The following is a 12,303-nucleotide window of genomic DNA, read 5'->3' as shown; positions in this document are numbered from 1 at the left end:
TGAGTATAAGTGGTGGGCAATACTGGACTCGAACCAGTGACCCCCTGCGTGTAAAGCAGGTGCTCTAACCAAGCTGAGCTAATCGCCCACTCATAGATAAGCTATATTAACGCTATCGGTACAAGGATGCAGTACCCGAAGACAAGCAGTACGGGAGCCAGAGAAATGGAATTCTGCCCGAGCAGTATATATCCAATCACTATCGAAACCAGCCCGGCCACCATTATCCATTTTCTGAACCTGCGAATCGTCTCCATTATACTGCCTTTCCGCCCCTCACGAGGCTCCTCTGAAAGCGATAACAAAATAATATGTCTAAATCCTCATATGTCAAGGGATTCGTTGAGACTCCCCATACGGTATCCCTCGATATCGACCGTGATATATCTAAACCCCAGATCCCGCAATCGTTCAGAGATCCTGGCACGCATCGCGTAATCGGCCAGGTCATCGAGCTTTTCAGGAGCGACCTCGATGCGGGCCAGGTCACCGTGTACACGCACCCTGTTCACCCGGAATCCCTCCGACGCCAACACGGCCTCAGCCAGCTCTACTCGCTGCAGCTTGGCTTCGGTAATATCTTCACCGAACGGTATCCTCGATGCCAGGCATGCGGCAGCAGGCCTGTCATATCCTGGAAATCCCAGTTCCTTTGACACAGCCCTTACATCACTTTTGGCAAAACCGGCCTCACGCAAAGGACTCTTTATCTCGAGCTCGTAGAGAGCCTTCATCCCCGGCCTGTAGTCTTTAGTGTCGTCCGTGTTGCTCGCGTCCATCACTACTTCGCATTCGAGCCCCTCGGCTACCGCCAGTATCCTCGAAAACAGTGCCTTCTTACAGTGGTAGCATCTGTCCGGTGGATTTTCTTCGAATAGACTGATGTCTCCGAGATCGACCTCGATGATCTCATGCCTTACTCCCAGCGATGCGGCAAAATCCCTGGCCTCCCCGACTTCGCGACTCGATATGAACGACGCTATTGCCGTGACAGCAATAACCCTTTCTCCCAGCACCTCTCGCGCGACACCGAGAAGAAAGGTCGAGTCGACTCCACCCGAAAAAGCGACCGCTGCCTTCTGGTACCCGCCCAGAACCGTCTTGAGTGTTTCAAGTTTTTCAATTCTATCGTTGTTTTCAGTCACTGTCTGTCTCATCCTCTCCACTTCCATCGCCTTCAGAGTCAGATCCATCCCCCGCACCTGCCGGGTGGTTCCCCGAATCCTCTTTTTTTTCAGCTACCTTCTCTTCCATCCCCGATGCCTCATAATACGACTTCTGCTTCATCTCGGCAGGGACCGGGCCGTACCTGATCAGATGCTTTGCCTTGAGATGCTCGTAGTAGGTCTTGCTGAACTTGTGCCTGCCCTTGCCATCTGCCACAAAATAGTACTCCAGGCTTCCCGGCATAGGCGCAGCGGCGGCCGCAAGCGCTGCCCGGCCAGGGTTACATATCGCCCCGGGCGGCAGACCGCGCACCCGGTAAGTATTATATGGAGATTTGACCTTGAGGTCCTTGTACCAGAGACGGCGTTTCCTGCCACCGAGAGCGTAGGCGACCGTCGGGTCCGCCTCGAGCCGCCAGTTCTCCCTCAACCTGTTATGATATACGGCTGAAATCCTCGGCATCTCGGAATTGTAAACGGCCTCTGCCTGGATGATCGAGGCGAGGGTAACGATCTCGTTCATCGTCATATCAAGCGAATCAGGCAACGCCCCAACGGAAGCCCCGTACACCCTGTAAAACCGGTGCACTATTCGTTTCAGCGCATCCCTTGGTTCCAGGGGCCATTCGAACATATATGTGTCGGGAAATAGATATCCCTCCAGCGACGGAGCCGCAATCCCCAGATTCGCGATAAAAGCGGAATCCCCGGCAGCCTCCACCACGGCAGCCGAATCGACTTCCAGCTCCCGAAGCAGGACCGATGCTATCTCGGTCACCATTAACCCTTCAGGGATCATTACTCTTGTATAATCGACAGCACCCGATACCAGTTTACCCAGCACGCTTGACACACTCTCACCCTGCCGGAACAGGTATCTTCCTGTATGGATCTTTGTCTCTCTCCTTGTAAGCCAGGCGGCCCAGCGGAAGACGTTCGGCCGTGTGATTATCCCTTTATCTACCAGATCTTCCTGGACCTGGTTGAATGTGGCGCCAGGCATCACCTTGATTGAAATACGTCTCGAATCATGCAGGCCCGAGTCGCTGTAATACAACCCACTGAAATGGACCCCCGCCAATACGAGAAGAGTGATCGCTACAGATATGATTACTGTTATCTTATGCATCTTGTTTTCGAAACACCTTTCAACCCCCGATTTCCTCGAGGTAACTCTGCAGCATCAGAACGGCGGCGAGCTTGTCGATATCCCCGGCCCTCTTTATCCGGCCCTCCTGCTTCATCACCCTCTCCACCTCTAGGCTTGACATCCGCTCGTCCCGCAGAACCGCTTCCACCCCGCATCGGGCTCGCAATTTATCTGCAAGCAGGCGGGACCGCTCCGTACCCTCGATATCGCCTCCACTCATCGACATCGGTTTGCCGATCACGATTGTCGACACGCCATACTCTTCGACCAGCCGGGCGATATGTTCGATCAATTTCTCTCCCGCGCCGTCTTCGAAGGTAGCGAGTCCCTGCGCGGTTATGCCAAGCTCATCGCTCAGAGCAAATCCCGTTCTTTTCGTGCCGGGATCGATACACAGGATTCTCGGTTTCATATCGTCTCCAATGTACCGGGAAAACATCCATGGTACCCGACTATTATATCATTCTTTGCGTTTGATGACCACAATGGTGAGATCGTCGTTCGTTCCCCTGGGGTAGGAAAAACGGTTAACTTCTTCTACGATAGCGTCTTTAATGCGTTCAGCCGATTGCTCCCTGACAGTAGCCAGGAATGGGTGAAGTCTCTCTTCTCCGTACAATTCGCCATTATTGTTCTCCGCCTCGGTGACTCCGTCAGTGGTGATCACTATCGCGTCGCCCGGTGCCAACCTGGTCTTTCTACCCTCATACTCGAACCCCGGAGCCACTCCCAGTATCAGACCGCTGTAGTCGAGTTCCTCTACCTCTCCATCAGCTCGCAGTACGACTGGAAAGAAATGACCGGCATTCGAGTAATGTATCTCATGCTTTTTGATGTTCACGCAGCCGTAGAACATCGTGGCGAACTTGTCGGACGAAGTCAGCTCGCACATCACATCGTTAAGCCTTCCCACAACCGAGACCGGGTCTTCCATCCTGTCCATCATCGACCTTAACGAAGCCTGAAGAGATGCCATCAGCAGCGACGCGGGCACTCCCTTGCCCGACACATCAGCCACGGCGAATGCCATATTATTGCTGTTTTTGATAAAATCGTAGTAATCTCCACCGACCTGCTTGCTTGACACACTCATACCAGCCGCCTCGTATCCTTCCAGTTCGGGTGGCTTCGAGGGAAGAAGATTGAGCTGTATCGTCCTCGCGATATTCAACTCTTCCTCCATAACTTTTTTCTCGACTACCTGTTCGAGAAGATCGATGCGGGTAAGCGATGCCGCAATCTGGGAAGCGAGCATAGCAAGAAGGGCCTGTTCCTCGGTAGAATACCTGCTCGAGTCCTCTTTTTCACCTAAAAGCAGGACAGCCACACATCGTCCCTCATGCAACACCGGCACGATGAGCTCGAAACGCGCGAACCTCCGGACTACACCCGGCATGGTCTCGACCGCTTCACGGATCATCTTCTTCCCGGGGCGGATAAACGGCCTGGACCTCTGGTTCAGAAAACCCATCCCCTCCATGAAATCAAGTCGCGGAATCGGTTCGCCGTACCTGATCATGATCTTGATCACTTCCAGAGCGTATGGGTCCTCGTCCTTCAGAGCGAATATCTCATCGCAGAAGACTGTCTCGACTTCGCGCGCGCTGAATACCTGACCAAGGGTCGAATTGGTCTTTCTCTTCATATCATCCAGCTCTACGACCGAAAGGAGCTCGTTACTCAGGTCCCTTATCCTCACTCTTATGCTCTTCTCTTCGCGGACCAGGATCTTCTCCACCCATTCTTCCACCCTGCCGAGGACAGGCTGGAATATTATCAGAAAGAGGATAATGAGGCCCGTCTCGATAAACTCGAACCTGGTTCCCGAAAACCTGTAGAAGAACTCGGTGATCTGCTTGATCGTCAGCACATATATCGACGCGAAGACAGCGACTGTGGTCCCGTAGAAGATCCCTTTTCGAACGATCAGCCGGATATCAAGGAACTGATATCTTACGATCGCGATGGCAATCGACCCGCCACCGACGATCAGCGCGGCATTGATGAATGCGGTTATTATGGTCTGTTCGAACTCTATATTGATGAAGAACGGCATCGTCCTTCCGAGAGCATATATGACCGTACATAGTCCAAGGCCGAAGATCACTACTCTGAGCTGCCTTCTGACTCTCGGCGAAATATTAAGTTTGAACGAATTCGCCAGGAGTATTACCGAAAATGCCGCGTACGAGATATTAACCAGGGAAAAGAATGTCCTGTGAGCCTTAAAAAGAAATTCCATCAGAATATTCATGAACTGCGCGATCTTCGTCACAAACGACTGAATCGTCGCGGACGGAAGGTTGGCATTGATCAGAAAGTTGAAGGTATTTTCAGGAATCACCCTTTCGAGCAGTACGAGTACGAGGATCAGATGAAAGATATGTGGTATGAAGAGTATGAACGTGTACGCCTTTATATATTTCCAGATAGCTCGCCGCTTCGGATAGACAAGAGCGAACAGGACAAGCGATGGAAAGAAAAACTCCCAGGTATAATTAAAGTTGTCCATGAGGTTTTCGAAGAGGTATGTCCCCTCCTGAAGATTCTGTTCGAGGATGACCCCTATCGCCCCCAGGATCGGCCCGATGCCGGCGAAAAACAACACAAGCGCGGTCGCCCACCCCACTATATCCCTGGAGGAATATCTCAGGATCATGATACCCAGAAAGAATATCAACGCCCCGTTGATAAAATAAAAGGAGGCAAGAAATGACGATGTGGCCATCTGGTTAACTCCAAATCGATCAAAATGGATCAGGTCTACCCGGGAAACCGTTCCACTCTCAGTTACGCACAGAGGCAACTACAAGTTGCCCGGAAAAGAAGTGGAAATCGTGGCAGGCCCATCAGCGACCCTTATTTTTCATCCACTTCATCCACATTCTTGATCAGCGTAACTTTCATTCCTCGATCCGGAAGTTTCTCGAAGGCAAGAGAATCCATCATCTCTTTCATGATGTAGATCCCCCGGCCACGCGGGTTGTGTATATCTGATGGATCCGGAATATGCTGCAGGTATTCCTTGTAATCGAACCCTTCCCCCGTATCGAACACTTCCACTACCAGTTGATCCTGTTTCCGGTGAAAGACAGCCTTGACCGAAGTGCCTGTGGCGCTTTTGTTGCCATGTTCAAGCGCATTTGTGCAAGCCTCGATCACCGAAATCGAGATCTCGTTGAGGGATGAATGGGAAAAACCCATCTCACAGGTAACTTCACTGCATATGAGATCTATCATATTCAGCCACTTGTAGCTGCTGGGAAATCGCATGGTGATCGTTTCTTCCATAATGGTTCTGGATTCCTCCTCCCGGTCCAGCATCTATCAACGATTCATCTATAGCTGGCTACAGCCTTCTCCTCGTCATCGAAACACTCGAAGATGAGGTTCAGTTTGGTAACGTAAAGTATGCTCTCTATTTTATTAGAAACGTTAAGAAGCTTCAAGTCTCCTTTGTTCCTTCTCAAGGTCGTGTACCCTGTGATGAGTATCCCGATTCCAGTACTGTTCACCCACCGCACTCCTGAAAGGTTGACGATGATTTTCTTTTTCCCGCCCTCTATAAGCTTGTGGATAATATCCCTGAACTCATCCGCGTCGCTTCCTCCCATAAGTTTTCCCGAAATATCCAGGATCACTGTTTTTTCGGACTCCCTTGATCTCAGTTTCACCATGACCTCCGGCAAAATGAGAGCATTGAATCCATGTCGGACGGAAGCGGCGCCTCGAAATTCATCAATTCCTCTTTCTTCGGATGAAAGAACGAAAGCTCACCGGCATGCAGCGCCTGTCTTTCAATCATTGAAAGGGCCTCTCTCGACTTATCCAGATCGGACTTGCCCAGAGAACCCTTCCTGATCTTCTTCCCTCCATACACAGGATCGCCAAGAACAGGATGTCCGATATGTGCCAGATGCACCCTTATCTGATGTGTCCTGCCTGTTCCCAGCTTGATTTTAATATACTGCAGGGGGCCAAAAGTGTCTAGAACATAGTAGTTTGTATTGGCCTGGCGTCCCCCTCGATGGACGACTGCCATCTTTTTCCTGTCAGACGAGGATCGGCCTATCGGGAGGTCTATCTCTCCCTCCATTACCGGCAATTCACCCCATACAAATGCAAAATATATCCTCTTTACCTTTCGCTCCTGAAGCTGTCTGCTCAACGAGATGTGGGTAATGTCATCTTTTGCCACGACCAGGAGTCCTGAAGTAAGTCTGTCGAGCCTGTGGACGATTCCGGGCCGGGCGACGCCACCGATCCCGGAAAGGTCGGAACAGTGATGAAGAAGGGCATTGACCAGCGTGCCCGTCTCGTTCCCTGGCGCTGGATGGACCACCATTCCCACCTGCTTGTTGATCACGAGAAGAGTGCTGTCTTCATAGACGATATCCAGGGGAATATCTTCCGGCAGGACTGACAGAGGTACCGGGGGAGTGAATTTGAGTTCGATCGCATCATCGGCCGATACCCTGCTGGATACTTTGCCGACAGGTTCTCCACCGGAAAGAACCTCACCGGCCTTCACCGCTTTCTGTATCCTGGACCTTGACAATTCGGGAATGCGGCCGCTCAGGAAAGAATCTATCCTTTCGCCCGATTCCTCTTCGTCAACGATGAACTTGAATATCTTATTATCGCTCAACGACACACCTTCCTTGTAGACAGTCCGGCTCTACAAACAGTGCGCCAGCCGCGACCGGCTATGCCGCCTCTTTCTTAGAGGGGTCGGGATAATCGATGGAATCGTTCTTCATAAAACCGGCGATGAGGATCACAGCGCCTATTGTAACTGCTATATCTGCAACATTGTACGTCGGCCAGCGGTACTGGCCAAAGCCCATGTCTATAAAATCGATGACTTCACCTGAAGCGACCCTGTCGATAAGGTTGCCAAAAGCTCCCCCGAGGATAAGACCCAGACAGAGCCTTTTCAGCATCGGTGCGTACCTCATCCTGTACGCAAAAAATACGATGGCGCCTATGGAGATGATAGTGACTATTATGAGAATGGTACGCGAACCGGAAAGTATGCCCATCACAGCCCCTGGATTCTTGCTGAGACTGATACGAAGGTAACTGCCTATAAGCTCAGTTCCGCCAGTGTTCTGAAAGGCATCCCAGATCAGCCGTTTGGAAGCCTGGTCGAGTATGACGACAATAGCTGCAACAGCAAAATAGAACACCTACTGACGTCCCCTCTTGTTTTTTTCCGATTCACTCTTGCATTCTATGCACCGCCTCGCTCCGGGGACGGCCGCCAGCCTCTTGTCGCCTATGAGTTCACCACAATCCGAACACTTGCCGTATTCGCCGCGGTCCATCCTCTCAATGGCTTCGTCCAGGGACCGCAGATAATGGCCTTCCTGCGAAGCATAATAAAAATTCTTCTCCGTCTCCATAAAATCAGTGCCCTGGTCGGCAAGATGGTTGGAGTGAGATTTTTTCGAAGCCTCACCCTTTTCGCTCGAATCGCTGATGGCTTCCTCGATCCTGCCAAGTTCCTTAATGATTCGCGTTCTCTCAGCCAGGACTACCTTTCTGTACGATTCGACCTCTTTTTTGGTGAGCTTCATCTTTTTCTTTTTCTGGGGCATTATATTGTGCCTCTCCTGTCAGACGTGATCAAGCCAATCTTACCCAGAGCCGTACTTCGTATTCATCGAGTTTAAATTCTGTATTAAACTCCCAGTCTACCTGTCCCTCCGAAAGCGACTCGGCAAGTGTCTCTTCGCAGATATGCCTGCCGAACGATTCCAGCACTTCCTTCACTTCCTCCGCCGCATAGTATGAAAGCTCGATTCGGTCACTGACCTCGAATCCCGATTCTTTCCTGAGGTTCTGGATCCGATTGACAAGGTCTCTTGCCATTCCTTCCTTAATAAGGTCAGGCGTGAGTCGAATATCAAGGATAACCGTCAGGTCTCCCTCCGTCTCGGCCGCATACCCATCGGCGGTCTCCTTGAGGATCTGTACCTCCTCCAGGGAGATCACTTCCTTCTTCTCGTCTATCTCTACTTCTACCTTACCCTTTTCAACGATTTCAGCCACGCTCTGCTCACTGAGGTTTTCCAGCACGTTTGCAGCAGCCTTCATCGTCTTGCCGAAGCGTTTGCCGAGTACAGAGTAGTCAGGTTTTACGTTCGACTGTATAAAATCACCGGTATCTTCTACCGGCGAGATCTTCTTGACATTGAGCTCTTCGAGAACGAGCGCGGGGAGTTCCTCGTCTTTCGTCCAGGCGAGATCCTCGCCACGGCTGCTGTGCACGAGCATCTCCACCAGGGGTGTGCGGACCTTGATACCCGCCTTGTTCCTTACCGCGCGGCCTGTAGTCACGACCTTGCGGACCCCGTCCATATTCTTCTCCAGTTGCTCGTGGATCATTGATTCAGCCACTTCAGGAAAGTCGGCCAGATGGACGCTTACACCCTCGTCAGCCGAGGTATCTACACCCTTGAGTCCCTGGTAAACGGCTTCGGCGAGGAAGGGCACGAACGGCGCTGCAAGCCTGGAGATACCTTCCAGCACATGGTAGAACGTCTCATAGGCGGCCAGTTTGTCGCCACTCATCTCATTCTTCCAGAAACGCCTGCGGCACCTTCTCAGATACCAGTTGCTCAATTCGTCGATGACGAATACCTGAATGGCCCTTGCCGCTTTCGTGAGCTCGTAGTCCTCGAGCGACTTTCTGACATCGCGGACAGTGGTATTGTAGCGCGAAAGTATCCAGCGGTCGATCATGTTACTGCCGTCGATCTCGCCCTTTGGCTCGAAACCGTCGATCTCGGCGTACATGGCAAAGAACGAATAGAGGTTTCTCAGAGTACCCAGGAACTTGTTTGCCCCTTCCTTCATCGCCTCGGAATCGAACTTCTTGGGCAGGTATGGAGCCCCGCTCGTCATCAGATACCACCTGAGAGAATCAGCACCATCGCTCTTCAATACATCACTGGCGAAGACCGCGTTGCCGCGGCTCTTGCTCATCTTCTGACCGCTCTTGTCGAGGATCATCCCGTGAGGGAGACACCTCTCGTATGGACTCTGCTTCGTAAGAAACGCACCGATCGCCAGCAGTGAATAGAACCAGCCCCTCGTCTGATCGAGACCCTCGCTGATAAAGGCCGAAGGGTACTGTTTCTTCAGAAGGTCCATATTCTCCATAGGATAATGGTACTGCGCAAACGGCATCGCTCCCGAATCGAACCAGCAGTCGATCACTTCGGGCACCCGGGTCATTTTTCCTCCACACTCGGGACAACCGACATCCAGATCATCGATGTACGGCTTATGCAGATCGAAGTCCTCGGGGATCTCTTCACTGATCGAACGAAGCTCGGCCATATTCCCGACACAGTATTTCTCTTCGCAGGAATCACAGACCCATATGTTCAGAGGCGTGCCCCAGTAACGCTCTCTGCTGAGCGCCCAGTCGACATTACCCTCGAGCCACCTTGCAAACCTGTTCTCACCGACCTCGGGCGGATACCAGCTGACCTTCTTGTTTGTTTCGATAAGAAGATCCTTGAAGGCAGTCGTTCTTATGTACCAGGATCGACGCGCGTAATAGATAAGCGCCGAATCACATCTCCAACAGAAAGGATAGGAGTGGGATATCTCTCCGGCCCTGTATAGTAGATTTCTTTTGCTGAGATCCTCGATGATCTCCGGGTCACATTCCTTGATATGACGCCCCGCCCATTTTTCGACCTCGTCGGTGAATTTTCCCTCCGAGTCGACAGGCTGTACAAACGGCAACCCTTCTTTCTGGCCGAGCTTATAATCTTCCTCACCGAACGCCGGAGCTGTGTGGACGATCCCGGTGCCATCGGTGAGAGTTACGAAATCGGCGGCCACTACCCTGAAAGCCCCCTCGGCATCCTTGAACCACGGAAAACAGGGCTCGTATTTTTTCCCAACCAGATCCACGCCCTTGACCTTGCTGAGCACCTCATAATCACCTTCGAGGACATGAAGAAGGTCTTCTGCAAAAATCAGCTCTTCACCATTGTGCAGCACCCGGACATAATCATGATCTCCGCCGACCGCAAGGGCTACATTCGAGATCAGGGTCCAGGGAGTCGTCGTCCAGACAAGAAAATACGCTTCATCATCGACGATCTTCAATTTGATGAAGATCGAGGGGTCGGAAACATCCTTATACCCCTGGGATACCTCATGGCTCGAGAGCGAAGTGCCGCATCTCGGACAATAGGGAATGATCTTGTGGCCCTCGAAAAGCATATCCTGATCCCAGAACTGTTTCAGGATCCACCATACCGATTCGATGTATTCGTTGGTGCATGTGATATAGGGGTCATCGAGATCCACCCAATACCCAAGCTTGCGGGTAAACTCATGCCATTCGTCGAGATATGTGAACACGCTCTTGCGGCACTCTGCGTTGAACCCGGCAATTCCAAATTTTTCGATCTGGTCCTTGCCGTCAAGGCCCAGCTTCTTCTCGACTTCGATCTCTACAGGAAGCCCATGTGTGTCCCACCCGGCTTTCCTGACGACCCGATGCCCGCGCATCGTCCAGTGCCTGCATACGATATCCTTGATCGTCCTCGCCATAGCATGATGAACGCCAGGCCTGCCATTCGCTGTGGGCGGCCCTTCGTAGAACACGAAGGGGTTGTCAGCCGGTTTTTCGTCTATGCTCCGCCTGAATATATCGTGTTTCTCCCAGTACTCGAGAATAGAAGCTTCCGCATCAACCGATTCTCGCTGGGATGGAATATCGTCATAACGTTTTCTGGTGTTATCATCGGCCATATCTAGACTCCGAATCCTGTGCTACTGTGACCGGGGTGAAAACTTCAGCCCGACTGTTCTTTCCCGAGGTCAATATCTTATAATGTATTAAGGCCCTGATGTCAAGCATCAGCAGACGCGTTCAGACCAGCCTGTCTGGAACGCCATGCGCACCCCCCTCTGCACCACCCCCACCATTCCTATACTCGTTTGAGAAAGCCCTCCACGAGTCGGCAGAGGACCACCTCTCCCTTTTTCGCCGTGGCGATAATCTCCCTTATATCGGCAGGCTTGAGGCAATCAGGCAGTGCTTCGTCGGTAACTACAGATATTCCAAGCACTTTCATCCCTGAATGCACTGCTGCCAGATTTTCAGGGATCATCGACATCCCTACGATGTCAGCCCCGATCCGCCGGAGAAACCGATATTCAGCCGCAGTTTCCAGGTTTGGTCCAGCCACAGCGACAAGCACGCCCCTTTTCAGAGGGATTTTCAGGTCCAGAGCCGTTTTTTCAAGGATCGAGATATATTTCCTGTTATATGGCTCACTCATATCCGGGAATCTCGGCCCCAGCCGTTCGTCGTTCGGACCGATCAGTGGATTGTCCCCCATCAGGTTAATATGATCCGTGACGGCGATGATCGAGCCGGGCGGCTGATCAGGATTCATTCCTCCGACCGCGGAGGTCAGAATGAGCGAGCGGGCGCCGAGCGCCTTCATCACTCTTACCGGAAATGTCACCTGGCGCATCGTGTAACCCTCGTAATAATGTATGCGCCCCTCCATTGCCACTACCTTCCTGCCACCTATCTCACCGAACAGCAGGTTGCCCGCGTGCAGGCCCTTGACCGTCGACACAGGAAAATTGGGGATATCTCCATAAGGTATCTTCAGACTGACTTTTATTTTCCTGGCCAGCCCACCCAGTCCGCTTCCCAGGACGATGCCGAATGAAGGACGGATCTTCGTCTGTTTCCTTATATAGGTCACACTTTCTTTGATCTGATTGTAAAGTTCAGTCACGGGGACTCCTTTCGGCGCGCTCCATCATTGAGCCGGACATCAAGGCAGAGACCAGAACGGACAAACATTTTATACACGCTATCTGACAGGCAGGCAAGCACAAATCATCAGGTCAGCCTGCCCTGAAAAAGCGGAAGGCCGAATCCCCGTTCGGACCCAGCCTTCCCGCACATGTCCCTTTTATTCAGTGCCGGCGACAATA

The 12,303-nt window shown here is 51.9% G+C and carries 12 protein-coding genes and 1 tRNA gene; all 13 read right to left on the bottom strand.

The window, feature by feature from the left end; all coding sequences use genetic code 11:
• Nucleotides 1–10: 10 nt before the first annotated feature.
• The 13 genes from KOO63_01760 to KOO63_01700 all read right to left on the bottom strand — a co-directional run bounded on the left by KOO63_01760 (nt 11) and on the right by KOO63_01700 (nt 12,101).
• Nucleotides 11–88 (bottom strand) — tRNA-Val (locus KOO63_01760).
• 13 nt (nt 89–101) lie between these two features.
• Entirely contained in the window at nt 102–257 is a 156-nt protein-coding gene (locus KOO63_01755; protein ID MBU8920561.1) for a hypothetical protein, read from the bottom strand.
• Nucleotides 258–323: 66 nt separating this feature from the next.
• Complete coding sequence (gene larE, locus KOO63_01750; protein ID MBU8920560.1) at nt 324–1,193, bottom strand: ATP-dependent sacrificial sulfur transferase LarE; 870 nt, start codon at nt 1,191–1,193, stop codon at nt 324–326.
• Nucleotides 1,138–2,295, bottom strand: coding sequence for an endolytic transglycosylase MltG (gene mltG, locus KOO63_01745; GenBank protein ID MBU8920559.1), 1,158 nt, complete (start codon nt 2,293–2,295; stop codon nt 1,138–1,140). The genes larE and mltG overlap by 56 nt, the downstream gene beginning before the upstream one ends.
• A 19-nt stretch (nt 2,296–2,314) precedes the next feature.
• Nucleotides 2,315–2,728, bottom strand: a complete 414-nt coding sequence (gene ruvX / locus KOO63_01740) for a Holliday junction resolvase RuvX (protein MBU8920558.1) — start codon at nt 2,726–2,728, stop codon at nt 2,315–2,317.
• 48 nt (nt 2,729–2,776) lie between these two features.
• The gene (locus tag KOO63_01735; protein ID MBU8920557.1) at nt 2,777–5,044 is read right to left on the bottom strand and encodes a SpoIIE family protein phosphatase; all 2,268 of its coding nucleotides are present in this window, start codon (nt 5,042–5,044) and stop codon (nt 2,777–2,779) included.
• A gap of 131 nt (nt 5,045–5,175) precedes the next feature.
• Entirely contained in the window at nt 5,176–5,607 is a 432-nt protein-coding gene (locus KOO63_01730; protein MBU8920556.1) for an ATP-binding protein, read from the bottom strand.
• Nucleotides 5,608–5,651: 44 nt separating this feature from the next.
• Entirely contained in the window at nt 5,652–5,993 is a 342-nt protein-coding gene (locus tag KOO63_01725; GenBank protein MBU8920555.1) for an STAS domain-containing protein, read from the bottom strand.
• On the bottom strand, nt 5,987–6,964 hold the full coding sequence (locus tag KOO63_01720; GenBank protein ID MBU8920554.1) for an RluA family pseudouridine synthase: 978 nt from the start codon (nt 6,962–6,964) through the stop codon (nt 5,987–5,989). Before KOO63_01720 ends, KOO63_01725 begins: the two co-directional genes overlap by 7 nt.
• Nucleotides 6,965–7,022: 58 nt before the next feature.
• Entirely contained in the window at nt 7,023–7,505 is a 483-nt protein-coding gene (lspA, locus tag KOO63_01715) for a signal peptidase II (GenBank protein ID MBU8920553.1), read from the bottom strand.
• Nucleotides 7,506–7,916, bottom strand: a complete 411-nt coding sequence (locus KOO63_01710) for a TraR/DksA family transcriptional regulator (GenBank protein ID MBU8920552.1) — start codon at nt 7,914–7,916, stop codon at nt 7,506–7,508.
• A 28-nt stretch (nt 7,917–7,944) separates the two neighbouring features.
• Nucleotides 7,945–11,097, bottom strand: coding sequence for an isoleucine--tRNA ligase (gene ileS / locus KOO63_01705; protein MBU8920551.1), 3,153 nt, complete (start codon nt 11,095–11,097; stop codon nt 7,945–7,947).
• Nucleotides 11,098–11,276: 179 nt separating this feature from the next.
• Nucleotides 11,277–12,101 (bottom strand): purine-nucleoside phosphorylase, encoded by an 825-nt coding sequence (locus KOO63_01700; protein ID MBU8920550.1) that lies wholly within the window; start codon nt 12,099–12,101, stop codon nt 11,277–11,279.
• Nucleotides 12,102–12,303 lie beyond the last annotated feature (202 nt).

This window comes from Candidatus Latescibacterota bacterium (genome assembly GCA_019038625.1).
Lineage (GTDB): Bacteria > Krumholzibacteriota > Krumholzibacteriia > Krumholzibacteriales > Krumholzibacteriaceae > JAGLYV01.
This window is presented reverse-complemented; position numbering and strand designations above follow the sequence as displayed.